The organism is Microbulbifer maximicatervae (SeqCode) (assembly GCF_052466985.1).
The window spans coordinates 1,084,183-1,110,142 of the sequence record NZ_CP174298.1; the positions used below are offsets into that span (position 1 = coordinate 1,084,183).

The 25,960-nt window shown below is 46.4% G+C and carries 17 protein-coding genes; 11 read left to right on the forward strand and 6 right to left on the reverse strand.

The genetic code is table 11. The features are described 5' to 3' along the window. Positions 1 to 50 precede the first annotated feature (50 nt). Positions 51 to 452, reverse strand: a complete 402-nt coding sequence (locus tag ACJJI3_RS04785) for a hypothetical protein (RefSeq protein WP_444941669.1) — start codon at positions 450 to 452, stop codon at positions 51 to 53. Between the two features lie 199 nt (positions 453 to 651). On the opposite strand from ACJJI3_RS04785, the gene ACJJI3_RS04790 reads away from it, so the two are divergent. The 4 genes from ACJJI3_RS04790 (at position 652) to ACJJI3_RS04805 (ending at position 4,785) form a co-directional block, all read left to right on the forward strand. Continuing rightward, positions 652 to 1,545, forward strand: coding sequence for a hypothetical protein (locus tag ACJJI3_RS04790; protein WP_444941670.1), 894 nt, complete (start codon positions 652 to 654; stop codon positions 1,543 to 1,545). Between the two features lie 73 nt (positions 1,546 to 1,618). Continuing rightward, positions 1,619 to 2,176 carry a hypothetical protein gene (locus tag ACJJI3_RS04795; protein WP_282932883.1) on the forward strand — a complete coding sequence of 186 codons (558 nt, stop codon included), beginning with the start codon at positions 1,619 to 1,621 and terminating at the stop codon, positions 2,174 to 2,176. 222 nt (positions 2,177 to 2,398) lie between these two features. Then, complete coding sequence (locus ACJJI3_RS04800; protein WP_444941671.1) at positions 2,399 to 3,226, forward strand: SDR family NAD(P)-dependent oxidoreductase; 828 nt, start codon at positions 2,399 to 2,401, stop codon at positions 3,224 to 3,226. Positions 3,227 to 3,582: 356 nt separating this feature from the next. Further along, the gene (locus ACJJI3_RS04805) at positions 3,583 to 4,785 is read left to right on the forward strand and encodes a DUF418 domain-containing protein (RefSeq protein WP_444941672.1); all 1,203 of its coding nucleotides are present in this window, start codon (positions 3,583 to 3,585) and stop codon (positions 4,783 to 4,785) included. 273 nt (positions 4,786 to 5,058) lie between these two features. On the opposite strand, the gene ACJJI3_RS04810 is transcribed toward ACJJI3_RS04805, so the two are convergent. The 4 genes from ACJJI3_RS04810 to ACJJI3_RS04825 form a co-directional block, all read right to left on the reverse strand. Next, entirely contained in the window at positions 5,059 to 6,411 is a 1,353-nt protein-coding gene (locus ACJJI3_RS04810) for a lectin-like protein (RefSeq protein ID WP_444941673.1), read from the reverse strand. Between the two features lie 463 nt (positions 6,412 to 6,874). Further along, positions 6,875 to 7,846 (reverse strand): methyltransferase, encoded by a 972-nt coding sequence (locus tag ACJJI3_RS04815; RefSeq protein ID WP_444941674.1) that lies wholly within the window; start codon positions 7,844 to 7,846, stop codon positions 6,875 to 6,877. A gap of 61 nt (positions 7,847 to 7,907) precedes the next feature. Next, positions 7,908 to 9,098, reverse strand: coding sequence for an AMP-binding protein (locus ACJJI3_RS04820; RefSeq protein ID WP_444941675.1), 1,191 nt, complete (start codon positions 9,096 to 9,098; stop codon positions 7,908 to 7,910). Positions 9,099 to 9,216: 118 nt separating this feature from the next. Then, a complete protein-coding gene (locus ACJJI3_RS04825) occupies positions 9,217 to 10,434 on the reverse strand; it encodes a CaiB/BaiF CoA transferase family protein (RefSeq protein ID WP_444941676.1) in 1,218 nt (405 codons plus the stop codon). A 323-nt stretch (positions 10,435 to 10,757) separates the two neighbouring features. Here ACJJI3_RS04825 and ACJJI3_RS04830 point away from each other — a divergent pair, with 323 nt between their 5' ends. The 3 genes from ACJJI3_RS04830 to ACJJI3_RS04840 all read left to right on the forward strand — a co-directional run bounded on the left by ACJJI3_RS04830 (position 10,758) and on the right by ACJJI3_RS04840 (position 14,750). Continuing rightward, on the forward strand, positions 10,758 to 11,882 hold the full coding sequence (locus ACJJI3_RS04830) for a mandelate racemase/muconate lactonizing enzyme family protein (RefSeq protein WP_444941677.1): 1,125 nt from the start codon (positions 10,758 to 10,760) through the stop codon (positions 11,880 to 11,882). Positions 11,883 to 11,895: 13 nt separating this feature from the next. Next, positions 11,896 to 13,455: a BCCT family transporter gene (locus ACJJI3_RS04835; RefSeq protein WP_444935829.1), complete on the forward strand. Its 1,560-nt coding sequence runs from the start codon at positions 11,896 to 11,898 to the stop codon at positions 13,453 to 13,455. 536 nt (positions 13,456 to 13,991) lie between these two features. Next, the gene (locus ACJJI3_RS04840) at positions 13,992 to 14,750 is read left to right on the forward strand and encodes a hypothetical protein (protein ID WP_444941678.1); all 759 of its coding nucleotides are present in this window, start codon (positions 13,992 to 13,994) and stop codon (positions 14,748 to 14,750) included. An 84-nt stretch (positions 14,751 to 14,834) separates the two neighbouring features. Here the strand turns inward: ACJJI3_RS04840 and ACJJI3_RS04845 are convergent, their stop codons facing one another. Beyond that, a complete protein-coding gene (locus tag ACJJI3_RS04845; RefSeq protein WP_444941679.1) occupies positions 14,835 to 16,439 on the reverse strand; it encodes a (2,3-dihydroxybenzoyl)adenylate synthase in 1,605 nt (534 codons plus the stop codon). A 121-nt stretch (positions 16,440 to 16,560) separates the two neighbouring features. On the opposite strand from ACJJI3_RS04845, the gene ACJJI3_RS04850 reads away from it, so the two are divergent. The 4 genes from ACJJI3_RS04850 to ACJJI3_RS04865 all read left to right on the forward strand — a co-directional run bounded on the left by ACJJI3_RS04850 (position 16,561) and on the right by ACJJI3_RS04865 (position 25,958). Continuing rightward, positions 16,561 to 17,298 carry a thioesterase II family protein gene (locus ACJJI3_RS04850; protein ID WP_444941680.1) on the forward strand — a complete coding sequence of 246 codons (738 nt, stop codon included), beginning with the start codon at positions 16,561 to 16,563 and terminating at the stop codon, positions 17,296 to 17,298. Positions 17,299 to 17,615: 317 nt separating this feature from the next. Beyond that, positions 17,616 to 17,945 carry an isochorismate lyase gene (locus tag ACJJI3_RS04855; protein WP_444941681.1) on the forward strand — a complete coding sequence of 110 codons (330 nt, stop codon included), beginning with the start codon at positions 17,616 to 17,618 and terminating at the stop codon, positions 17,943 to 17,945. Next, a complete protein-coding gene (locus ACJJI3_RS04860; protein ID WP_444941682.1) occupies positions 17,942 to 19,357 on the forward strand; it encodes an isochorismate synthase in 1,416 nt (471 codons plus the stop codon). Before ACJJI3_RS04855 ends, ACJJI3_RS04860 begins: the two co-directional genes overlap by 4 nt. Then, positions 19,335 to 25,958 carry a non-ribosomal peptide synthetase gene (locus ACJJI3_RS04865; protein ID WP_444941683.1) on the forward strand — a complete coding sequence of 2,208 codons (6,624 nt, stop codon included), beginning with the start codon at positions 19,335 to 19,337 and terminating at the stop codon, positions 25,956 to 25,958. The genes ACJJI3_RS04860 and ACJJI3_RS04865 overlap by 23 nt, the downstream gene beginning before the upstream one ends. Positions 25,959 to 25,960 lie beyond the last annotated feature (2 nt).

Below are 25,960 nucleotides of genomic sequence, written 5' to 3' on the forward strand. Positions count from 1 at the left end.
GCAAACATGGGCTGGGGGCATATTTCGCTAGTCAGAGAGAAAGGGAGTGATCAAATACGCAGGCGCAAAGTGGCAAGCCAGGTTCGGTTGCCGGGGTGGGATTCTGTCGCAGTAGGAGATAATTCAGGGGTACCGAAAGGCGGAGCCAGAATTTGGGGCCATTGGTAAGTTGGCGGTGGCGCCAACTGGGGAAGTTCCAGATTTAAGTATGCGGCGGTGACGGCAACTTGGTGGTCGTCTAGCGAAGTCTTCAGGGAGACTTGGGCATCATAGCCACAACAGTCATCATCTGAGTCTGACCCCTTGGCCATATCATCGCAGCAACATTCCGCTGATGGCTTGGGGTCCTCCATCATTTCACAGGCGAGCACGGTCTGTACCTGCAACATCAGCAGGAGCAGGGCCGCCATGGCTATCAGCTTGGCGCGAAATGTGGACGAATAGTTCTTCATTACTGATAAATCATACACCAGAGGCCGGTTGCTCGACAAAGGTTGCTTTCGCTATGTGACCAAGAGGTATTTCCAAGTTTTTCTTTCTTCTACTAGGGGTAATTACGGCACAGGTTAACCCTTCGGCAGAGATTTCTTGACGATAGTTAGTAGATTCACTTCGATAAATGCGACTACAACAGCACCACAAGGTGTCTCTATGAAATTAACTCCCCCGGCTTGCCTCCTTCTGATCTTCTTATTGGCGGCAACTTCTTTTGCAGATTCTAAACGCACATCTCTCGAGGAGTTATTTGCGACTACCTATAAACATAATGAAGAGATTAACAGTGAATGGGTGCTGAGTAGGGAGCGGAACTGGGCTGCCTGGCAAAGAATGAGGGCTGTTAGGGAAGCTGCTAATAGGGGGGAAGACTTGTCATACCTCAGCAAGTATGGGCTTGAGAGAAAGTCCGCGTGGTACGAGATTGATTTAGGAAAGCAACGAGCGTGGCTGACGTCATTCAGACTGCTAGGGGTACTCTCTTCTTGGTATATGTTAAAGACGAATCAGGAGGAGCTTTATGAGCTTGGTATGACTGTGGCTGAAGTGGAAAAGTTGGGTCGCTATGTTATCGCCAATGACATCAAAGAAATAAACATCCAGGCAAGATTGGATTATTTCCACAAAGAGGAAGCTGGTTACATAGGCCGGATCCTTCAAGGCGGTGAGGACTTTGCCGCTATCTATTTAGAGCTTCAAGGTAATCTTGAAGCTCTTGAACACCTCTTGGAAACTAATTGGATCATAGATCTATTCAGAAAGTTTGATAGTGAAGCTCAAGAGATATTACTGACCTATAGCTTATCGAAATATAACTCACGAGAGGGAATGGGACGTAGTAGTTACAGTCTGGATCAAGAAGCCGAAATGTTTGTCGATAAATTTCTCTCTGGAGAGATAAACGCAATGACGAAGGAGGCTTTGGAAAGGCTTCAAGAGAAAAGGCTGGGTAAAAAAGCTACCATCAATGTGGAATTTAAGCCCCCGGTTGATTCGCCCGTAAATGAGTGCAAGTGTCCTCCCGATCAATGTTCCTACAATAATTCTTGATTATACTTAATTTAATAGATTTCCCGTCATAATCGACCGCGTGGCATGGTCTTCACTTCGAGTGGTAGTTGTAATGACTGTAACAAGGATCTGTTTTTGGCTTGTCGCGCTTTTCTATTCCTTATCCCCCTTTGCAGATGAATACATAGTCCAGAGCGAGGACTACGACCCGTTTACCCAGATGACAGAACTCTGGCTAAAGGGTGAAATTTCAAATCGTCAGATAAGGGATTTGGCACTCAGAGGGCGCTATCAAAACAGCTCTGCCGCTAATAGTGCTCATGTCTCCTTCTTTCTTGATGAAATGCAGGTGATTGCGCGGGGGAACTCTGTATCGGGTCGTTCGGCCCAGATATCCGTCCAGGTTGATGAGTCAATTTTTGACTTGGATTATGACCTTGTTTCCATGCATATGATGATCAATGGTCATGGAAATGGGTTATCAAGCAAGCAGAAATTCCTTTTGGTTACTTTTATGTACCGGTTAGCAGCAGAAGGCTGGAGCAAGTCTTCTGGAGTCGATGAAATGGAGAAACATCTTATCTATCGAACTCTCGATTACTTATCTGAAATGCCTGCAGATTATAAAATGTGGGTGATTGCCAAAGAAATACAATACCCGGTTCATTAGGTTGTTAATCTATAGCTTCATTAAAGTTTAAGTGGCTTAAATGGCCACGACAGACTTTAACTGAAGGGCTAAAGGATAAGATTCCTGGCAGTTATTCAGATTATTGGTAGAGGTTCAATTTATTCAATTTTTATTGCTGTGAATAGCTATATATCAACTATTTAAGGATTTATTGAATCTAAAGTTCCTAGTCATGTTGAATATATTGTAAAAAGGAAAGTTATGGATTTATCTGATAAAGTTGCTGTTGTTACAGGAGCGGGAAGTGGACTAGGGCGGGCTTTAGCAATACGTTTAGCCGAAAAAGGAATGACGTTGGTATTAGCCGGATATACCCTAAGTCATCTCGAATCAACAGCCAAGTTGATAGCACGAAAAGGTGCTGAGTGTATATGCGTACAAGCAGATGTATCTAAACTTGGTGATGTGCAAAACATCGCCGATAGAACTTTAAAACACTTTGATAAGGTACACTTGTTCTGTAATGTGGCCGGAATAGGTCCTTTGGGGGCTATAGCAGAAACCTCTATGGATGAGTGGGAGTGGATTTTATCAGTGAATTTGTGGGGGCCTATTAACGGTATTCATGTATTTCTCCCTCATATCGAACAGAATGACGAGGGCCATATATTGTCTGTAGCATCGGAATCCGGCCTATATGGTATAGGGTACTTAGGGGCCTACAATGTTTCAAAATTTGGTGTTGTAGGTTTAATGCAAAGTTTAGAGCGGGATCTTCGTTTGGCTAACTCGCCTATAAAAACTTCTGTATTTTGTCCTGGTGCTATAAAAACTAATATTCTCGACTCTTCACGTAATAGGCCTGCAAGTGTAGCGGCAATTCACCCTGAGTCTGAAGTCGAGAAAAAAGTTAAAGCCAAAGTTGTCAAGGTGGTTTCTGAAGGTATGAAGCCAGAAAAAGCTGCTGATATCATTACTAGTGGTATAGAAAGCGGGCGGTTTTGGATTTTCTCCCATCCTTATGTACCTGAAACTGCATTTCAGCAGGCGAAGGCGATGCTAGATAGTAATACGTTAATTGATATTTAGCTTAGTTAGGGAACTTCTGATTAATTTCGAGCCAACTTGGTAGTATTCCGCTATTCGTCAAGATCTTGTACCTAGCCACCTTTGACGAAGCAGCATATAATCTGAAGCGCCATGGAACTCGCTGCGAGAAGTTTTTTCTCATATGCATGCTCTCATCCCATGGGAGTGGCTAGAAGTCCATTTATCAAAGCTTCCCTAGAAAGGTCCTAGTTGGTACCTGCGATCAGAAAAAATATAGCGATTTCTTCCTTTTTTCCTGTAATCTCCACCTCTTTATATCTGTAACGTATTTTAGTTTTAAAAGGACTTATATGCAGGATCGAATATCACAGTTGGATTTGTTGAGGGGAGTCGCTTTGTTGGGACTTCCTTTAATGAATATGATAAATTTCTCTATGCCTATGGCGGCTTATTTGAATCCAAAGGCCTATTTGCCAAATGGCCCTTTGAATGATTTTCTCTTTAGCTTTTTCCATTTGTTTGCTGATCAAAAGTTCATGGGGCTTTTTGCCATGCTTTTCGGCGCAGGCATCATACTTTTAGCTGAGAAGCGCGAGCAACAGAATAAGTCTGCTGCAAAAATTCATTACAGTCGAAATTTCTGGCTGTTATTGATAGGCCTTTGTCATGGCATCTTCATTTGGGAAGGCGACATCCTGATGATCTATGCCTTTATAGCCATGTTTGCCTATTTGTTCCGCAAGTTGCGCGGAAGCTGGCTGATTGCATTGGGGGTGATTACTCTTGCCTTGTCAGCATATAGCTCATATCTGGCAGGAGCTTTTATACAACCCCTAACAGGGGAAGCTCGATATGCAACGGCAGCCATTTTTGCCCCTGATACAGCGCAGATCCAGCAAGATATAGAAATATATCGAGGAGGGTTCTGGGATCTGGTCGGGAGTCGATTAGTTGCTGGTAATTTAGCTTCTAGTCCGGAATCAGCAATCGTTATTTCCTACTTTAGTCTCTCCATTGTTTTAAAAGCTGCCGCTATGATGTTGCTGGGAATGGGCCTGTTTAAGTTGGATATCCTACGTGGCCAAGCCAGTTCGTCTGCCTACAAAAAACTAGCTATTACTGGATTGGCTATTGGGGTGACATTGACCGGTATAGGGCTTATCTGGAACTATAGTCATGACTGGAGTATGGATGATTACTTCACCTATGGTGCCATTTTTAATTTGGTAGGGTCCACATTTACCAGTATCGGTTATATCGGCTTGATCTGCCTTTGGTTCAAATTAGGTAAACACCTATGGATCAAAGGCAAGATCCAAAGCGTTGGGCGGATGGCATTTACCAATTACTTGGCTCAATCATTTATTTGCATTTATATTTTTTATGGCTTTGGATTGGGTTTGTATGGTGAGCTAACACGTATAGAAGTACTTGGGGTCTGTGTGCTGCTGGGCCTGTTTCAGCTGGCCTATTCGGATCTTTGGCTTAAGGCATTTCGTATGGGGCCGCTAGAGTGGTTTTGGCGAACTTTAACATATTTCAGGTTTGCACCGCTGATAAAGGAAAAGGGCATACCGGCGACCGAACAGCGCTTATAGAGTTTATAGCTAAAATTAGGCGGGCTGCTGTTAAACTTGAGAATAGGAGTCGTCGGTAGCTCGTTACCTGTACCACAGATTGTATATTGCGAGGTCTTTTAAATATTTTTATAGGATGATTGGCCGTAAAGATAAGATGTTATCATATTAAAAATAGGCATGATTTGAACTTGATCTGACAGGGCTTCTTCTAAGAAGCGGGTAACTGTCAGATCAAGTTGAAAGTTAGTAGATCTCTAATTACCTTAAGACAAAGAACCCTACAATATCTTTTTAGTAATCTACAGTTGTTATTATAAAGTCACCTTCAATTGTACCTTCACTATCCTGGTCAGTATAAGCAATCCAGGCTGCTGTCTCGCTGGCAGCTGCCAGCTTACTTTTCAATGCGAGCGCTTCCATCATATTGCGAGGCACATCGAAGTGCCATTGAGTACCCAGTGCCTGACATTCACTCTCTCCATTCGACCAGGTAGACTTCCTCGTAGTCAGTGACCACATAACAGGGTAATCGATAGCGCCATCATCTTTTAAGTCGTTTACATGCAGTTCGCCATTTAATCGCCTTTTACAAGCAAATGAATAGGAGCGATCACATTGGCGGTCATTAAAGCGCCCGTCGCTTCTGATAACAGCGCAATCCTCTCCGTTACCATGATCATTGGGTTCTCCCTCTCCCCAAGACCACAGTCCTTTACTTTGAAATCTGCTGTCTGTAGCACTGACATCATAGTGTTCTACGGTGTTGATACCGTCATCCCAGTTATCCAAGGAGTCGTCATCGCCACTCTTCCAGTGCCGGTCCAGTCCTCCCCATCCATCGAATATTACATCGAATGACTCATTATCATCACCAATATCGCTGTCATTCTTTGTCCAGAAAAATACGAATCTCTTTTTTCCATTTACACCATCATGTTTACGAACTATCTCCCGCGTTAACTCTCGAGAGGGGAGTGAGGTTCGTTTATAGCTCGTGACCTCAACCCCCTTGGGAAAGTCCTCTCTATAGTCTTGGGGTGTGTAAATGTATTCCAGGCCTATCTGATCTATAAGATGATTTTGAAAAGTTACCTGGGCACCGGACGATACCGCATTTTCGATATGTACGATTACTGTACGATTAGTGCCATATTGATCCTGCTTGTAAGCCCAATCCCTCAAATCTCCCAATACAGTAGAGATAGGAACGCGTTGAGGATCAAGCCAGAAATTACAATAGAATGAGCCATGACAAAAATATTGTTCACCACTGAACTGATGCAGGTCCAGCTCAATAATTTCAGCACCAATATCAATTTGGTCTTTAACCCTGGCAGATTGTTCAGAGCCTACCCAGATAGCACCATAGGCATCAGAGTTATAACTGTTGTGTGTTGCAAGGACTTGTGTATAACGAATTGGTGTTGAGTAAGTCAGGCGCCGTTGTAGCTCGAGTGCATATTTTGCGTGGTCATTGGTACCTTGTTCTGTCTCGTAATCGTAATAGAGGTTGAATTGAACCAACATTGAATAAGGATCGGTCTCTGCAAATAGAGGCGTACTCATCAACGTTATATAACTAAATAGAGCGATACAAATCTTCTTTAGCCCTTTCGAGAGTGGCCATGAATAGTTTTTTTTCATTATTATTCCTACTGTTCGCCTGAGTTTGTTATTTTTTAAACAGATTTAATTGCGCTCTCTATTACGACTGCCGAGATAAAAGTAATCGCATGCAGCAATACTTGCGTCTCTAAACGTATGAAGTTTATTTCTACCCATCTCCCTTGTGAGGTCGGATATCAGGAACTTCAATAATCTTCAAATGTTTCAAGTATAAACCCCTGAAGGGCAATAGAGTGCGAAAGCAATGATATCGAAAAGATATAACCTGTTAGCTACTTTAAATGTATTAACGAGAAGCACCTCACAAAGTTATAGTTTTATAATGCTTAAATCAAAAACTATTTACTATTATTTAAAGGTTAAACACTTTCTAGCTAATATCCTAATAGTCAGTCGGTGACGAAATGGTAATCAAAAAACGAACTGCTCTTGGAAGTAGCGATAGATAGCATATAAGTAAAATAGGATAATAAGGGTAGGGCTAGGGTTTTCTGGCCGATAATACCGAGAAATAGCCGAGTGCCTGATATGATTGAGGATTTACAAATCCTGCTGTCTCAAGCATCCGATAAAGCTCTTTGGCTGAGTATAGTTGGGAGCCGTGGTTCATAAACAAATGAAAGCAGAACAAGCTTGGCGTTAAACGAGTATCATCGAAGAGCATATCGTGGATAAATACCTGCCCACCTTTTGGTAAAAGTGCGAAGGCTCTGTCGATTAAGATTTGGCATGTAGCATGCTGCCAATCGTGCAACACATTGCTAAAGCAAATGCCATCGAACCCCTCAGGCCATGGGTCTCTAAAGAAATCCCCTTTAACTATCTGGATTTGCTGGTCTTTCTTGAACTTATTTATATACATTGCTGCTATATCGCAAACCGGCGGCAGGTCGAAGAGCAGCGCATTGCGCTCAGGATAGGTATCGCAGAAGGCGAGAGCAATGGTTCCAGAGCCTCCACCGGCATCGAGTAGGGTTTGAGCGTTTTCAAAAATACCGCAGGAAGCAGCCTCAACTGCGGAGGCAAACCCCTGCGAATGCATCAGATGAGTAAAAGCTGCTGCTGAGTCATCGTCCATGTCATTTTTTTGCCACATGTCGGTTACAGAGCGACCTTTACATTCCAGCTCATATTCTCTTTGTAAGCTGGTGAGTATCTTTTTATCCAGGTGATTGATGTCATAGATTTGAAAAGGATCGAGTAAGACTTCCCCCCAATAGTAGTGACTACTTTTGGAGAGGTAGCATTTTCCCAGCTCTGTATTTTTCACTTGTTGTTTGTCGAAGCAGATATACCCCAAATGACTCAGAATCAGCAGAAAGAAACCCATTCCTTTATTGCTGAGCTGCAATTCCTTACTGAGTGCTTCGCAGGAATCGTAACCGCGTTCAATTAGCCCGGTGATATCCAACCTTGCAGAAACCATCAGGCAGGCAAAATTATAGTTTCCCATAAGACGGTCCCACATAGGGCCGTCGGATGCGCTAGGGGGAGTTATGCTTTGAGTTCTACCGCTATTTCCCATCGCTCATTCTCCAAATAACCCGGGGAACTTTGTTGGTGCGTTCGATACGCTTAAGTCGCTCGGCTTTTTGTACTGTGAAGGACTGAGGGTACTGTCTGACAACAGAGGCTAGGTTGTGAATGTTGTTCAAAATATGCTCACAGATACTGTTGGCACTTGCCGTGCCTGTGAACTGAACGACAATTGAATCGGCAGACTTTTTTGTTTGGGTGTCGCCGCTGAGAAGTAGTTGAACTTCTTCGACGCCTTCACATTCATAGGTGAGTTCTATGATCTTATTGAGGTCCAGAAGGGCGCTGCATAAATCGACATTGTCATCTGCTCTCCCCTGAATAGATAGGCCATTAGGACGACCACAGGGACAAGTTGCTTTTTGGATTAGGTCACCTAACCGGTAACGCACTATCGGTACCGTCCACCCTGTACCTACCCGGGTAAGCAGGGCGCCTTGATCGTCAGTTTCAATCAATTGGTCCGCTAAAAGGTGATAGATGTTCAAATCACACTCAGGGGAATTGACAGCAATGCTATTGGTTTCTACCGATCCATAGTCGCACCACAGCCCAGCATTAGGGAAAGCCTCACGTATGACCTTCAGCTTTGCTTTGGTCCAAGGTTCCCCCATCCAGATAATTGTCTCTATTGGGAGTTGGCTGCCTGAATTTAGTATACCTTCGGCAAAATCTGCCAGTCCCGTGGGTGCGCCAGCGAGTGAGTCCACATTGATGTTATGTAGAAGTTCTAGCCAATTCTCCACCTCACCAGGTATAAAGGGGCCTGTAGGTGCAATGGTGCATTTGGAAGCCTCTGCCAGTGTTTGAATAAAGTAGTGTGCACCCCATAGCCGCCCTGGATTAAAGAGATTAAGAAGAACACTTTGAGAGCTGAGCGGGCGCCACTCCTTCAGCAGTCTTTGAGTTGCCTGGTGATAAGGTGTATAGGCCAGCTTTGGCTTTCCAGTTGTGCCGCCGCTGGACATGATAATGGCTCCGTGTTCCTGCGCGGCATATTGGCTGATATGTTTAAGTTCAGCGGGGCCACTAACGGGGATGTCATCGAGACAGACGGCAGAAACAGGTATATCTGGTCCACCGTAAGGTGAAAGACTGCGGGCGTGGGCGAGAATGGCATTCCAATCCAGGTGGCCGATGTTCATAGCGTTAAGGTAGCTTCCGTTCAATCCCGTCTTCCTGGGGTTGTGAGGTATCGGATGGAACTGAGGAAATTGTAGTAACAGGGCGCCTAGGTAGAGAGTGGTCTGGTCAATTGGGAGTTATCCTCATCAGTACCGATGCATTTCAGCAGCAATAGATCACGCCAGCTTTTGCCAGGGACTCCACTTCACCTTGTGGGATACCCAAATCACCAAGGATCTCTCGAGTGTTCTCTCCGTAAAGTGGTGCTTGCTGAAAAGGCACTGGAGGAGTGTCGGGAATAGAGAAGGGGGCGTTTATATATTGTATTGAGTCGCGGCTTTTACTGCGTGTATAGGGAATCGATACAGTCTTGTCGTTATCTCGGACATAGGGGTTGTTAAGCGCCTCAGCGATATCATAGACCGGGGCACAGGGGATTTTACCCTCCATTTGAGCGCACCATTCTTTCGTTGCTCTCTTCTGGAAGTGCTGGTCTAGAGCTTCTGTCAGTTGCTCCCTGTTTTGCATCCTGTTCTCATTGGTCAAAAAGCGGGCATCAGCTTGTAAAATGTCGGAGCCTAGTTCGTGACAAAGCAATTCCCAGAATTTCTGGGTTAGACAGGCCACATAAAACCAACCATCTGCTGTCTTTACTAATTGGCAAGGTGCTTGGGATGCGTGGGCTGAGCGAGGTTGCTTCCCTGGAACTATCCCCTCGTTGAGAAACCATAACCCTTGGTAGCAGAGGCAATTTAGCGCTATATCGAATAAGTTAGTGTCAAAATCACCGCCTTTTCCTGTGACTTCGGTCCGCAGTAACCCTGAAACGGTACAGAGGGCTGAATAGACACTCCCCAGGAGATCCACTACTGACACGCCAACTTTGGTTGGGATTGACCCTGGTTCCCCAGTCACTGACATCCAACCAGTTTCTGCCTGCATAAGGAAATCATATCCTGGCCAGTGTTTTCTATTGTTGTCTCTGCCATACCCTGAGAGATGAGTACAAACTATCTTGGGGTTCGCCACTTTGAGATCAGCATAGGTAACGCCTAACTCTTCGGGCAAAGAACCTCGAAAGTTGTCGATAACAGCATGTGAGCTATTCACAAGCTTCAAGAATACCTCCCTGCCAGTGGGATCCCTGATATCCAGGGCCAAGCTCTTCTTGTTGTGGAGCGTCGATTCACTTGTCTCATTGTCTTCGCGAGCTTCATCAAGATAGATAGATCCCATTTTTCTAAGTGGATTCCCACCTTGTTTGGGATCTTCAATATTGACTACTTCTGCGCCCAGAAACGCTAGTAAAGTGCCATGAAAGGAACCTGCGCCCCAGGTTTCGAATGAAAGGATACGCTTTCCGTGGAGAGGGAGCATCATGATATACCTGATTTGCGCAAATAAAATTGATGGCCAGCCAAGTTTTGCCACTTAGTTACAAGTAGGTATTAGTTTATAGATCACTGTGTAAATCTGATGTGGGAAAAGAGAGTACGAAGTTTGCATTGGTTATTAGGATCTATTGAAGTTACGGCGGACATTGAGTGTTTAATTATTCCTTATAGGTTTGGCTGACAATAGTATCCCGATCCGAAGAATAGTTTTTACCTAGTAGTAAGTCTAAGTATGTGCCACCAACGCACAACTGGGCATTGCGAACTAGACTCCTTGAGATCCAGTTAATAGCTTTTAAGGATGTGAATATGGATCGTTTTCATATCAGCAGGGTGGAGCTATATGCGATAGCCGATAAAAATGCGCCGCCAATTTGTTGGACTGCTAATCAAACTCCATTGTTATACACCAACAACGTTATTCGCATTATAACCAGTAATGGTATCGAAGGTATTGGTGCGACATTGAGTTATACTGAGAACGGTTTTGATCGATGTATTATTGAATCCATGCGCACAATTGCACCTGGTATTTTGGGTAGAAACCCATTGAGGACAGAGGAATTATATAACTGGTTAATGGAACGGTGTACTTGGGGCGGGTTGCCTGCTAAATCGCCTTTTGATATTGCTGCATGGGACATAAAAGGCAAAAAGGCTGAGATGCCGATTTATGAACTTTTAGGTGGGGCACGCTCAAAAATACAATCTTATGCATCCTCTCCTATGTTTGACACTGTGGAGGAATACGAAACATATATCGAAGATTGTATAGCGGAGGGGTTTACAGCAATAAAATTTCATTGCTCTTGTATATATGAGAGAGATATGGAATTAGTTTCAGCAATTCAAGCACGTTTTGAAGGGAAGTGTGTGCGTTTCATGCTGGATACAGCCTCTCTATATACTCCTGCTGAAGCTATGGGCATGGCCAAGTGGTTGAGTGAAAACAACTGGGAGTGGTTTGAAGCTCCAGTTCCAGATTCTGATTGTAGGACTTATCAAGATCTTGTTAATAAATTCGATTTACGAATATTAAGTGATAGTAATTCCTTGTTAACACTACATGAGATAACCAATGCGTTGAACTTGGATACCTGGACTAGTGTTCACCTAGATGCCACTGTTTGTGGAGGAATTACGCCTTTAAATAAATGTTTTGCCATTGCGGAAGGGTTTGGTAAAACGTTAGAGATACAAAGTATGGGATTTACGCTTACACAAGCTGCGAACCTACACGTTGCCCTTGCACATAAAAATTGCAATTATTTTGAGCAGTTTTTCCCTTATGAAGGTTTTGAGCTTGCGAGCAAGGTGTCTATTCGAACCGATAAGGAGGGTTATGTCCATGCCCCTCAGGGAAATGGGTTGGGAATAGCCATGGATTGGGAAAAGGTAAAGGATAACTGTTTTTGTCAATATGTGTTTGAGTAGGGTGATCTAGACTATGCAGGAATCGGATGCCAAGAAATATATCATGGATAAGAAGTTAACACTGGTTAGTTTCTTTTTGGTTTTACTTCTTGGTGTTGTTGCAGTTATTTATCCTGAAGGTACCAAGGACTTTATGAAAGAAATGTTAGCTCTAACTATAATAGACTTAGGGGCAATATTTCTTTGGTATACCCTTTTAGGGACCTTGGCCCTTTTGTTTTTAGCCTTTTCAAAATATGGCAAGCTTCGTTTGGGAGAGGGGAAGGCAAAGTATTCTCTTGTTCAGCTTTTTTCTATGGCTCTCTGTGCAGGTATGGGAGCTTCGACGATGTATTGGGCATATATTGAAGTAATTCATTACTATATGGACCCCCAGTTCGGTATTTCTGCCGAATCAATTAAGATGGAGTACGCAACGGCTTTCAACATTTTCCACTGGGGGTCGGCAGGATGGGTTATCAATTTGATGGTGGCGATCCCTTTTTCTGTGAGTTTTCATATTAAAAAGAATCGAACCCTTAAGTTGTCCTCTGTATTAAATAATATGCTTGATGATCGTATGCCTGAGTGGTTGAAAAAAGGCGTAGATTTATTGTTCATTGTGACCACGCTTTCGGCTACGACATTAACCCTTGGCCTTGCGATTCCAATGATTTCGTATAATGTCAGCGCCTTAACGGGTATTCCGGATAGTCTTTCTACAGGAATAGCCATTATCATAGGTTTGTCTCTCCTTTTCTCATTGTCGTCATTTATTGGCATTGAGAAGGGGATGTCACGTATATCTGGGTGGACCATCTATATAGCAATATTCCTACTTTTATATACGTTTATTGTTGGGCCAAGTGCTCTTGTTGCAAATAATGTAACGAATAGTTTGGGGATATTGTTTTCTGAATATTTCCGTATGTCCTTGAGTACAGACCCATATGGAAGTACTCATTTTCCTCAGTATTGGACAATTTTCTTTTGGGCAACCTGGATATCCTATTCGCCGGGTGTAGGTGTGTTTGTTACAAAAATTTCTCAGGGGCACCGTCTGAGAGATGTGATTTTAACTTTGATCCTTGGAGGAGGGCTTAGTAGCGCATTTATCTTTGGGATAGCGGGAACTTACGCTGTAGATCTTATGAACCAAGGGGCTGTTAATGCAGTGCAAGAGCTTTCCAGTGGAGAGCCTCTACGTCTCGCCCATGATATTTTAAGTCAATTGCCGCTTCCTGAGTTGGCGATAGCCATTTTTCTACTGTCAATGATACTGTTTTGCGTGACAACCTTGGATGCAACTTCATATTCATTGACCGGGGTTGTCACAAAAAATCTTGATGCTGAGGCAAATGTTATGCCGGCATATCGAGTTTTTTGGTGCGGGTTGCTAACGGTGATACCTATTGTGTTTTTATTTATTAACGCCGATATGGATACGCTAAAAGCTTTTCCCGTTTTAATTGTAATCCCTCTCCTTCCTATATTGGTAATTCTATGTGTTAAAACAGGAGCTTATCTGTCGTCTCAATTTGGCGACATGTCTGAGGGCGAAATTGAAGTGTATAGAGCACCTGCTAAGATGTAACGTGTAGGAATTTATTGAGTTGTACCTTAATTATAGAGTGTAACTCTGTGCTAAATAGCTGGCCAAATGACATGAAAAGATAAGTGGTCGCGGAGTGTCCTGATTTTCAGCCTTCCCTCTTGAGTTGTCCGATATAAAAGTATCGGTACTATTAGAGTGTCAGTTTTGATTGTGGTTTATATCGAAACTCAGCGTGTTTAAACGGGGTGTATAAATTTAACCGCTACGCTCTTATATTGTTGGTTTATACCCGTTCATCACATTGCTAACACCTTTCGGTACCCTGGCAGTAAATTGAGCTCTGGAAGTTTGGAGTTACTGCTACTTTTAAATTCATAGGAGTATAGATTTACTTTGAATCCATTACTTTGAATCCATTACTTTTATTGCACAAGAAAGCCATTTATCGATATTAGGATGAGAGTGTTGACAAATAGTGTCTTGTTCCGCCGTAGAGGACTATTAATCATATCGATAAATCTCTGTATTGGATTCTGTGTGGGTTTTGAGTTGTGTGAAGCGACAAGGAGGTTACTATGCGCCTGCACTCAGCTGTCATTTTGGGAGCACTTATTTTTTCCATGGAGGCTATAGCCGCTGACTATAGCGGTCTAGAAAACCCGTGGGGGTTTCGTCCATATGTTTCACTAAATGGTGGAGTTAATAGGCTGGAGGTTAAGCAGGATTATCGTACTGTAGGGGTACTTTATGACCCATACTACTACTACGATTATTTTTACGAATATAGTTACTACAAAACCTCAAGTTCAGGAAGTGAGCCTTGGGGCAGCGTCGATATCGGGATCGACTTCAATGGCTACCCGTTTGAACTTCGCTTTAGCTATGGCAGAACAAATTTAGGGCGATCGACATCGATAGAAAATATCGATTATATTGATGACGAAGTTACAGTTATTGAGCGATACCAGGTCAATCAGAAACATCGCTTGGATGTATTTTCAATTACAGGAACTTTGGATTTATCTTGGTATTGCGACAGGTCCTGTATGTATTTGTTGTTGGGCTATAGTTTTGCGGAGCTGGACTGGTCATATACCATGGATGAATTTTACGCTGGTGGTAACTATTATGGGTCAAATGAATTCAGTAAAAGCTATTTCCATGTAGGTCTAGGTGCGCGATACAACTTTAATAACTCTTTCCGTATAAGTGCCGAATACATGCTGCATAATGTTGGTAAGGTGGGGGAGTATTATATAAATGACTTTGACCATATAGAATTTGATTTAAGGAACCTTAATGTGTTGCAAGTTGGTATATCCTTTATATTCTGATTTATACTTCTTGTTCATTTAAAATGAAAGTATGGGTTAAAGCCATACTTTCATGAATATGGGTGCTCAATCTCTCAAATAGTACTAATCGATAAGATCTAAGAGCTTCCTCTTATCAACTTTCCCGACTGCGGTAACCGGCAGACGAGATAACACTTTAAGCTGCTCAGGTAGCTTAAAGCTGGCCAGGCCCCTTTCGGTTAAGAAGTCGCTCAACGTTTGCAAGCTTGGCGCTTTATCCGTACATACGATAGTCGCTCCAACTTGCTCTCCCATCTCTTGGTCTGGCAAAGCAATGATAGCTGCTTGTTGGATGCTGGGGTGGGCGAGTAGATGCTCTTCAATTTCGTCACATGCAAATGTTTCCCCGCCCCGATTTACAACATCTTTTAGTCGTCCAGTAACTACAATATTGCCATTGTCCAGAATGCGTACACGATCCCCGCTGCAATAGAATCCATCTGGGGTAAAAGCGCGTCGGTTATGTTCTTCTGCACGGTAATAGCCTCTCAGTGTATAGGGGCCGCGAGTAAGCAGTTCTCCTTCTTCTCCGGCTTTCACTTCCTGCCCGTACTCATCAACCACTTTTAGAGTATCGAGGGAACTCATAGGTCTTCCTTGAGTATTGGTGATGGTTTCATTGTTATCTTCGCGATGGGTGTAACAAATCAACCCTTCGGCCATACCGAATACCTGCTGTAGTGCACCGGGAAAAGCATCTATCGCAGCATTGGCGTCAGTTGGACTCAGCTTTGAGCCACCAACTTGAAGTAAGCGGAGAGAGCTTAAATCAGCATCTTCCCATTCTGTCGCTGCAGTCCAGACTTGAGCCAGTGCTGGGACCAGGGCTGTGGCGGTTACGCCGTAGCGCTCTATCAGCTCGAAGCAGTAGTCCGGGCTTGCATCTTTGGTGAATATGACTTGCCCACCCATGGATAGCGTGCCCAGAATGCCGGGGCAACCCAGTGGAAAATTATGGGCGGCGGGGAGTACTGCCAGATAGATTTCATCTTTTCCTAAATTACAAGCAGCCGTGGCGCAGGTAATGTTGTAGCGATAGTCATTGTGGGTGCGTGGAATAAGTTTCGGAAGTCCTGTAGTGCCACCGGAAACGAGGAATAGAGCTGGGGCGTTGGGGTCTACTGGAACAGGGGTGAAACCTTGGCATTCTCTTCTGGGCAGGGGGCGGAATGTGTCATTTTCATCTGAGCTGTATATGCCTCGCAAGGTCGGAGATTGCGAAGCAATTTGTTCTATCATGCTGGGGCGACTTCCATCAGTTTCAGCTCCTGAAGTGATATAGATACTGGCACCCGAGACTTGTGCAAAATGGCATATTTCATTTTGGCGATGTGCTGGCAAAGCTAATACAGGAACCATTCCCGCTCGAAATAAACCGAGTAGGGCTGTGATGAAACTGACTTGATTGCTCCACTGGAGTATTGCCCGCTCCCCAGCTTTGTAGCCTTGTTCCACCAGGCCTGCGGCAATACTATCGGCCTCGTTAACTAATTCTGCGTAAGTTAATTGATCCGATAGGTCCCGAACTGCGCATCGATTGGGAAAGTTTTTCGCATTACGCGTGATCAGCTCCCAAATAGGTTGGTTATCCCAAATTCCTTGTTGCTGATAGAAAGCCTCTAGTTCCTTTGGGTGAGGCGTGTAGCCATTAAGTAAATTATTTTCCATGCTGGTCTCTTGAAATGTTTGAGTGGAGCAGGCGGGTGATTTTTTGAATCTTCTTCAGATTTCTAAATTAAGAATTAACAGTTAGTATTCACGGCTTCAAATTTCTTATTGAGATAAATCTATGTCCGGCGCTTGGCTACAAATCCCTCGCCCTCAACCTAAAGCGGCTATCCGACTTTTGTGTTTGCCTCATGCTGGTGGTACAGCATCACTTTACCGGCCCTGGGCGAAATTATTGCCAGATTCCATAGAATTGGTTCTCGTATGTTTACCGGGTAGGGAGCAACGCTGTAATGAAGCTATGCCCGCAGATATGCAAACTTTAATTGCTTTGTTAAGTAGGGCTATCAAACCTGTCATCGATAAACCCTGGGCAGTATTTGGGCACAGTATGGGAGCTACAGTTGCTCATGAATTGGCTCTCTCCTTGTATCGCGAAAAATTGCACGGTCCTGAACACATATTTGTCTCTGCGCGCGAAGCGCCACAATTTCAAAATAGTGGAAACATACACCAGTTAAGTGATGAATCTCTGTGCCAACAACTCATTGAGCTTGGCGGCACCTCTCCTGAGTTATTGGAAATTCCTGAGTTAAGGGCTCTACTACTTCCTGCTATACGCCAGGATTATCGATTGATCGAAACCAGCAATATGTCCTCGGACCAACTTCTAGATTGCCCCATCACCGCGATGCTAGGACGGGATGATCCTGAGTTGAGTACCGTTGAAGCTCAGGGTTGGCAGCAGTGGACCAATGGTGAGTTCCAATTGAATGAATACGCAGGTAACCATTTTTATCTGTCAGATTGCCCCGATCTGGTGGTTGGCCATATTGTTCAGAAGCTCCGCTTGGCCTAACTGTATGTGAAGTTATGTTGGCCGTATAAAATATTTCTGTTTCTTGTAACGCTATCGAAATTAATTGTTGGGAGAATAGGGCTGTTGAGCGGCTCTATATTCTCCATTGTTCAATAGATAGCGGATCTCTACTTCGATTAATCCGGGATCGTTATTTTTAATGATGTTCGAATTATTTCTCTTTAGTAACAAGTAGCACACTCTCTCTCCACCCTGACGCCCAAATCCAAAACAAACATCCCGTTGATTTCGCAAATGATATGTTATAACGTTTCATTATTGATGGGAAGATGAACTGCTTAGGTGATGGAGTTTCTATGCAAGCAACGAAGCTACCAATGGAGTGTGAAAATCTGAATGAGATCCGCCAAGGTATCGATTCCATTGATCGCGAGATCATCAGGCTGTTGCAGCGGCGTATGGGGTATGTTTTGTCAGCAGCCCAGTTCAAGCCGGATGAAACGAGTATTCCTGCTCCAGACCGGGTTGCGGATATGTTGATTGACCGCCGTCGTTGGGCTGAGAAAGAACAACTTTGCGCAGATTATATAGAGCAGCTTTTTACCGGGATTATTCACTGGTTTATCAATCAGCAAAAGCTGCATTGGCGCGCTGAGCGCGGCTTGCCCGTTGAGGAAGGTGTATGAAGGGCCGATCTAAATATGCTGGCCTGGAAGCCTGTTTGCAGGAAGCCAAGTCCAGGGTAAGCCAGGGACAGCCAGAGGTTCTGGCATCGTTTTCATCTCCATGTCATAGACGCAACCCAATAGGGTTGTTTGCCACCGGCTATCAGCACGAAAGGCTCGCGTCTCTGTGGGGTGTGCCCTCTAGAGATGAATATGCTGTGACCTTTGGCTCTGCCTGCGAATTTAGTTGTGCTCCAGGGGAATCTTGGTCTGAAATCCAAGCCAATTGGCAAAAATTGATGTCCTCCGCTGTGGTAAGCGGGGGGCATCGGCCGGTTTTGTGTGGTGGGTTTGCTTTTGATAGCCAAAAAGATTCCTCATCCTTGTGGCAAGACTTTCCCGCAGGGGCGCTTACGTTGCCCGAGTTGGCCCTTTACTGTGAAGGGGATCGCAGTTATCTGGTAATGAATTTTATCGTTACCGATCAAACAGAATGCAATCAGACTGCGGAGCGGGTGAAGGCGCGGTGGCAGCATATTTTGTCTCGTAGCTCTGACCTTTCTGCGAATGACAATTTGTTTTCGGTGGAGTCTGATTTTAGCCAAAATTATGCAGGCCAGATGGCTTGGCAGCAGCGTGTAGTAGGCGCGGTCGAATCAATCAAGCGCAACGAATTCCAAAAAGTAGTTCTCGCTCGTTCTGAATCACTGAGCGCGGATTGCTGCCCGGGAAGTATTCTCGGATATTTACAAGAATCTTACCCCGATGCCTATTTATTTGCCTTTTCCCGCGGAAAAAGTTGCTTTCTTGGGGCTTCGCCTGAGCGCTTAGCGGCTGGCAAAGACGGGCGTATCAGTACCGTTGCTTTGGCCGGTAGCGCACCTCGGGGAAAAGACCCGGCAACTGATTATAAATTGGGGATATCTCTGCTTGACAGCGAGAAGGACCGATTTGAACACGACCTGGTTGTCCAACATCTCCTTTCTATTTTGCGCAAATACTGCCACAGCGTAGCGGAACCTGAACCGCCCCAACTCTGTAAATTAAAGCAAATTCAGCATTTGCTGACGCCTCTAGAGGGCTTGGTGAAAGATGGTGTAAATCTGTTGGATATCTTATCGGATTTACACCCAAGTGCTGCGGTGGGAGGCCTGCCGAGGAAAAAAGCACTGAAGTATATCCGTGAAAATGAAGACCTGGATCGCGGTTGGTATGCCGGACCTGTTGGTTGGCTCAATGCCGAGGGGGAAGGGGAGTTTGCTGTTGCGCTGCGCTCTGCACTTACTACTCCGGGCAAGGTAACACTATTTGCCGGTTGTGGCCTGGTTGAGGCTTCCCTTCCTGCCCACGAGTATCGTGAAAGTTGTATCAAAATGCGTGTTATCCGAGACGCAATAAGGAGCGTATCTCTTGTCGCCGAAGCCGCAGAATAAATCAGAGCCAATCAGTCCGGCCAGTTTGTTAAAGGATTTAGTTTGTCAGGCTATTGATGCCGATATTAATGGCATTCATCCGCAAGCTGACTTAATTGCACTGGGGCTTAACTCAGTACAAATCATGAAGATAGCTGGTCAATTAAGGCAGAAAAAGATCAAAGTAAAATTTGCTGATCTTATTGCAGTGCCTCAATTGGAAGCCTGGCTTTCTCTACCTCAGTTGGCTACTGGAACTGAAGAAAGTACCAGTGAACATTTATCTGTGCAGGGAGTCTTTGATGAAGGCACTCCCTTTGATTTGGCACCGATGCAACATGCCTATTGGATTGGACGAGACCCGAACCAATATTTAGGGGGTGTAGCCGCACATTTTTATCATGAGTTTGATGGCCAGGATGTAGTACCTGAGCAACTGGAACAGGCTGTGCGCTCCCTATTCGAGCGGCATGGGATGCTGCGTGTTCAAATCCTCGATGATGGTCGACAGCAGATTCCCACAGAAGTGAGCTGGCCCGGTTTAAAGGTTCATGATTTCAGGCATCAGGCTGCCGCAGAAGCGGAGCAGAGTCTTATCGCTGTTAGGGAGCAACTCTCCCATCGGCAGCTGGATATATCGCAGGGCGAGGTTTTTGATGTACAGCTCTCATTGTTACCTGCGGAATTAAAAGCTGGCGGCACACGCCTGCATATTAATCTGGATATGGTAGCTGCAGATGCCTTTAGTCTGCGTGTGTTACTGAATGACCTGGCCAAGCTTTACCTGGAACCAGAGCAGTCTCTGGTACCGCTTAATTACAGTTATCCGCGCTACCAGGCTGACCGCAGCGCTCTTCACTCAAAGGAAGAGCGCCGAGCTGAGAAGCAGCAGGCCAAAGAACACTGGCAGGGTCGCCTGGCAGATTTGCCCGGTGCCCCTCAGTTGCCAACCGCAATAGGTGCTGAGTCCAAAGACACTCGTCGAGTTGTTCGTCGCCACTATAGTCTGTCTGCTTACCAGAAAAACCAGCTAGCGGAATTTGCGAGCCGTCACGGTATTACTTTGTCCATGACCCTGGCAGCGGCGCTTGCTGAAGTGCTTACGGTCTATAGCGAAGAATCAGACTTCCTGCTGAATCTCCCCCTGTTCGACCGGGAATCCCTGCACCGGGATGTCAACTCCCTGGTGGGAGACTTTACTTCTTCGATCTTGCTTGCCTGGCAGGGCAGCCAGAGTGGAACCTTTGTTGAGCGCGCACAGCGTTTGCAACATAACTTCCGTCAGGATGTGGCGCACGGGAGTTATTCCGGCGTAGAGGTGCTGCGTGACCTTAGCAGACAACAGGGACAAACAGTGTTTGCGCCGGTCGTCTTTACCAGTGCGCTTGGGTTGGGAGAATTATTTGGCGAGTCAGTTCGCAGCGCCTTCGGAGATGTCAATTGGATTATCTCCCAAGGGCCACAAGTGTGGCTGGACGTACAGGTTATGGAGCTCAAAGGCGGCCTGTCCGTAAACTGGGATGCGCGGGAAGCTGCTTTTGCTCCCGGCGTCCTGGATGGCATGTTTGCGGCCTTTACGCAGTTACTGGAATGCCTGATCGGTAGCCCGGAATTTTGGGCCCAGCCCATACCATCGCTGCTACCAGCGGAGCAAAAGCACCAGCGCCAGCAGGTTAATTCCACAGCCAAGCCATACCAGTCTCACCAATTACACGAACATTTTTTTAGCAATGCCAAAAACTGCCCGGAAGCAGTGGCTCTCTATTGGAACGGTGAACAAATCCGTTACGGGGAGTTGGCCCACAGTGCTTTGGCGATGGCCGCGTATTTACAGCTTCAAAGTGTTGAGCCCGGTGATTTGGTCGGTATTTTATTACCCAAGGGGCCGGAGCAGATTATTGCAGCCTTGGGCGTATTAGCGGCAGGAGCGGTTTATCTGCCACTGGGTATAGACCAGCCACCGTTGCGTAGAGAGCGCGTACTCAAACTTGCTGGAGCCAAGCTGGTTATAGATAACTTGTCTGTGCTCTCTGGTGTCGCGCCTTTATCCAAGCCTGTTGTGGGAGAGGCAAAAGATCTCGCCTATACCATTTTTACCTCTGGCTCTACCGGTGAACCTAAGGGCGTCGAAATTAGTCACGGGAGTGCCTGGAACACCATAGCGGACATTAACGCGCGCTTTTCGGTTAATGAAAATGATCGCGTGCTGGCCGTATCGGCATTGGATTTTGACCTTTCCGTTTACGATATTTTTGGGCTGCTGTCCGCAGGTGGTGCACTGGTATTGGTTGAAGAGGAATCTCGGCGGGATGCAGAGCGCTGGCACCAGCTGGTGTGTCAACATAACGTTACTGTTTGGAATACAGTACCGGCCCTTTTGGATATGCTATTAACCACCGGTGGTGATACTCCAGCGGGAGAGCTGCGCCTGGTATTAAATTCCGGAGACTGGATCAGCCTCGACCTGCCGGAACGGTTAAAACGAGTAAACCCCGGTTGCCGCTTTATCGCTTTGGGTGGCGCCACTGAAGCTTCTATCTGGTCGAACAGTTTTGAAGTCAAAGAAGTTGATTCCTCTTGGCGATCTATTCCCTATGGTTACCCCTTAGCCAACCAGCAATTCAGAGTGGTGGATGCCTTGGGGCGCGATTGCCCCAACTGGGTGACAGGGGAGTTGTGGATCGGTGGTGCTGGCGTTGCTTTGGGGTATCGCGGTGCTCCCGGTATCACCGCAGCCCGTTTTGTGACAGACGAAGGCGAGCGCTGGTACCGCACCGGAGACTTGGGTCGCTACTGGCCAAATGGTTGTCTGGAATTTTTGGGCCGCGCCGATAACCAGATCAAAGTGCGTGGACACCGCATCGAACTCGGTGAGATTGAAGCCGCGCTGACTGCGCACAATGCGATTGCGCAAGCGGTCGCTCTGCTGACCCAGCGAGGTGTGGTTGCGGTTGTAGTTCCAGAGCCCAAAGTGGCGAAATCCAGCACCGCTTCAGAAAAGTGCTTTGTTGATTTGCAGCAATTGCAGGAACCCTTGAGCGACTTGCGGGAATTCCTGACCCAGCGATTGACCAGCGCCATGCTTCCCAGTGAGCTTTGCTGTCTCACTGAGATCCCCCTTACCGCCAATGGCAAAATTGATCGCGGTAGTTTGCAGCAGCTTGCCGATGAATCCCTAGCGCAGCATCAGGCAAAGCAGAACCCGCCGCAAGGTAAATTAGAGCAGCAGGTGGCTGCCGCCTGGAGTAAATTCCTCAATGTTGCTGATATCGCCCGGGACGACAACTTCTTCGCACTCGGTGGAGACTCCCTGTTAGCAACCCGTGTTGTGCGAGATCTGCGTGAGTTTGGTTTTGAAGGTGTCACACTGTCGGAATTGTTTAGCCAGCCAAGCCTGGCCGCCTTTGCTGCGACATTAGCTCAAGACCCTGCTGAGAACCCAGAGCAGAATAACAGCGCCACCGAAATTGCCACTACGCCTTGGCAATCGGATACGGCCAATCGCCACGAGCTTTTTGAACCTACTGAGGTTCAACGGGCCTATTGGCTGGGAAGGGACCCAGAATTTGTTTTGGGTGGCATTGGTTGTCATTTTTATCGCGAATATGACGTTGTTGATCTCGATCTGGAGCGTTTGGAATCTGCGCTGAACGACATGATTGCCCGGCATGAGATGCTGCGGGCTGTATTCGACAGTGAGGGGCGACAGCGCATCCTTACGGATGTGCCGAGATTTTCCATCAATGTTACAGAGATAGACAGTGATCCGACTTCTGCTTTAGCGGAACTGCGGCAGGAATATGCGCAGCAGGTGTTTGAGCCAAGCCGATGGCCGCTGTTTGATGTCCGTGCAGTGCGCTGTGAGCGCAATACCCGATTGGCTATCGGGTTGGATAATTTAATTCTCGACGCTTTCAGTATTCTGCTGTTTTACCGAGAGTTAAATATCCTCTATCAGAGCCCTGAAACTGATCTACCTGCAATCGATCTATCTTTCCGCGACTATGTGCGCAATGTGTTGCCGCAAACTACCGCGGTATTTGATAGTGATCTTGAAGAAGGTCCCCTGGCTGCCGCAAAAACATTTTGGCAGCACAAATTATCAGAGCTACCCCCCGCGCCCCAATTACCCATTATTCGGGAGCCGGCATCCATTGAACGGCCGCATTTCGTGCGTCATCAACAGCATATCGACAAGAGTACCTGGCAAAGCCTGGTTGCACGTGCTGCTGAACAGGGAATCACGCCTTCGAGTCTGCTTCTAACTGCATTTGCCGAAGTGCTTAGCCGCTGGAGCAGTCGCCCTGATTTGAGCCTGAACCTTACCTTATTCGACCGCCGTGAGGTTCACCCGGATATTTATCGGGTAATGGGCGACTTTACCTCTTTGACCCTGGTGGGTTACTGGCCAGAAGCCAGCGACAGTTGGTTGGCAAGAGCGCGAAAAATACAAGGGGAAGTTGGCGCGGCCCTGGAACATCGCGAAATTTCCAGTGTAAGCCTGATGCGGGAATTAGCCCGCCGGCAGAGCGACGCGGAAGCCACAATGCCCGTGGTTTTCACCAGTGCACTGGGTATTCCCGGTGGCACAGCGGCACCGGAGGATGGGCCTCTGCGGGAACCCATCTGGGCCCTGACACAAACGCCGCAAGTCTGGTTGGATCACCAGGTGGTCGAAGTCGAGGGAGGCGTTTTCTTAAATTGGGATGTGGTCGAAGCGCTTTTCCCTGAGGGGATGTGCGCGGAAATGTTCCAGGCCTATATCGGCTTACTCCAATGGGCGGGTGACGCTGAATGGGATTCCACACCGCCTGATTTATTACCCAAGGCTCAACGGGAACTGAGAACCCAGCTTGAAAAGCGTACCGCAATTGACCCAACGGATAATTTGTCGCAGCGATTTTTCCAGCGGGCAAAAGCAAATCCCGACAATATCGCCTTATATTGGGGAGACGATAATTCTCTGAGTTATGGCGTTCTGGCAGAACGTGCTTTGCGTATCGCTGCCTGGTTATTGGAAAGCCAGGTTTCACCTGCCGAGGTGGTGGCCGTTAACCTGCCGAAAGGACCCGACCAGATTGCCGCTGTTTTGGGCGTACTCGCAGCGGGAGCCACTTATTTACCTGTCGGTATCGATCAACCGCAGGCGAGGCGTGAGTCAATGTTGCGCCGTGCCGATGTAAAAGTGGTGCTCGACCAAAGTGCAATTCAACAGGCCGAACAGTTCGCTCCTATAGATGAGCCTATTGCAACAGAAGCTGAGCAACTGGCTTATATCATTTTCACTTCCGGCTCCACAGGTGAACCCAAGGGCGTCGAAATTAGTCATGGTGCCGCCTGGAATACCATTGCGGATATCAACGAACGTTTCTCTGTTGATGAAAATGATCGTGTACTGGCCATTTCAGCCCTGGATTTTGACCTCTCTGTTTACGATATTTTCGGACTGCTATCGGTCGGTGGTGCGCTGGTATTGATTGAAGAAGAGGACCGACGGGATGCCGAGCGCTGGCATCAATGGGTATGTCACTACGGCGTCACCATCTGGAATACGGTACCGGCACTACTGGACATGTTACTCACTGTCGGTGCCGGTACACCGCCTGGCAATTTGCGTTTGGTATTAAATTCCGGCGATTGGATTGGCCTGGATTTACCCCAGCGATTAAAACAAATACAGCCCGATTGCCGTTTTATCGCACTGGGGGGCGCCACGGAAGCTTCTATTTGGTCCAACAGTTTTGAAGTTATAGACGTTGACCCAAGCTGGCACTCGATCCCCTACGGATACCCCCTGGCTAACCAGAAATTCAGGGTAATGGATACCCAGAGGCGCGACTGCCCTGACTGGACAACGGGTGAGCTGTGGATTGGCGGTGACGGAGTCGCCATGGGCTATCGCGCGGCTCCCGAGTTAACCGAAACGCGCTTTGTCACTGTCAATGGTGAGCGCTGGTATCGCACAGGGGATCTTGGGCGCTATTGGCCGAATGCCTGCCTGGAATTTTTGGGACGTGCCGATAGCCAGGTCAAAGTGCGTGGCCATCGTATTGAGTTGGGTGAAATCGAAAGCGTACTTACTCGCCAAGTGTTTGTGCAGCAGGCCTTGGTGCTGGTTAATGCACAAAAGTTGGTTGCTGCCGTTGTGCTCGGGCCCCAGTGCCCAACAGATTTTAATACTGACGACCTACGGGAATACCTTCGCTCCCAGCTGCCTTCTTATATGGTCCCGGATTTCGTTGTGACTTTGCCGGAAATGCCCCTGAGTGCAAATGGCAAAGTGGATCGCGCTCTAGTTTTAAAGCAAGTAAATGCAGCAGAAAAGCCGGAACAACAGAAAGCCCCTGAACTGGTAACAGACAACGAACGCTTGGTGGCGCAGATTTGGCAGGAGCTTCTCAGCTTGCCAAAGATTAACCGCGATCAAAATTTCTTTGAATTGGGTGGCGATAGTTTATTGGCAACCCGGTTTATTGACCGCCTAAAACAGCAGCACCGTTTGCTCCTTCCCCTCAGACGTTTATTTGCCTCTCCGAGACTGGCAGATGTTGCCGGTGCCCTAAGCACAATGGAACCGCCAGTGGATATAGATGCGGATATGGTGGAAGAGGGCGTGATATGAAT

What these genes read in the sequence shown, in the direction of transcription:
- ACJJI3_RS04785 (WP_444941669.1), bottom strand. Translation starts at nt 452, where the DNA reads ATGAAGAACTATTCGTCCACATTTCGCGCCAAGCTGATAGCCATGGCG.
- ACJJI3_RS04790 (WP_444941670.1), top strand. Translation starts at nt 652, where the DNA reads ATGAAATTAACTCCCCCGGCTTGCCTCCTTCTGATCTTCTTATTGGCG.
- ACJJI3_RS04795 (WP_282932883.1), top strand. Translation starts at nt 1,619, where the DNA reads ATGACTGTAACAAGGATCTGTTTTTGGCTTGTCGCGCTTTTCTATTCC.
- ACJJI3_RS04800 (WP_444941671.1), top strand. Translation starts at nt 2,399, where the DNA reads ATGGATTTATCTGATAAAGTTGCTGTTGTTACAGGAGCGGGAAGTGGA.
- ACJJI3_RS04810 (WP_444941673.1), bottom strand. Translation starts at nt 6,411, where the DNA reads ATGAAAAAAAACTATTCATGGCCACTCTCGAAAGGGCTAAAGAAGATT.
- ACJJI3_RS04815 (WP_444941674.1), bottom strand. Translation starts at nt 7,846, where the DNA reads ATGGGAAACTATAATTTTGCCTGCCTGATGGTTTCTGCAAGGTTGGAT.
- ACJJI3_RS04825 (WP_444941676.1), bottom strand. Translation starts at nt 10,434, where the DNA reads ATGATGCTCCCTCTCCACGGAAAGCGTATCCTTTCATTCGAAACCTGG.
- ACJJI3_RS04830 (WP_444941677.1), top strand. Translation starts at nt 10,758, where the DNA reads ATGGATCGTTTTCATATCAGCAGGGTGGAGCTATATGCGATAGCCGAT.
- ACJJI3_RS04835 (WP_444935829.1), top strand. Translation starts at nt 11,896, where the DNA reads ATGCAGGAATCGGATGCCAAGAAATATATCATGGATAAGAAGTTAACA.
- ACJJI3_RS04840 (WP_444941678.1), top strand. Translation starts at nt 13,992, where the DNA reads ATGCGCCTGCACTCAGCTGTCATTTTGGGAGCACTTATTTTTTCCATG.
- ACJJI3_RS04845 (WP_444941679.1), bottom strand. Translation starts at nt 16,439, where the DNA reads ATGGAAAATAATTTACTTAATGGCTACACGCCTCACCCAAAGGAACTA.
- ACJJI3_RS04850 (WP_444941680.1), top strand. Translation starts at nt 16,561, where the DNA reads ATGTCCGGCGCTTGGCTACAAATCCCTCGCCCTCAACCTAAAGCGGCT.
- ACJJI3_RS04855 (WP_444941681.1), top strand. Translation starts at nt 17,616, where the DNA reads ATGCAAGCAACGAAGCTACCAATGGAGTGTGAAAATCTGAATGAGATC.
- ACJJI3_RS04860 (WP_444941682.1), top strand. Translation starts at nt 17,942, where the DNA reads ATGAAGGGCCGATCTAAATATGCTGGCCTGGAAGCCTGTTTGCAGGAA.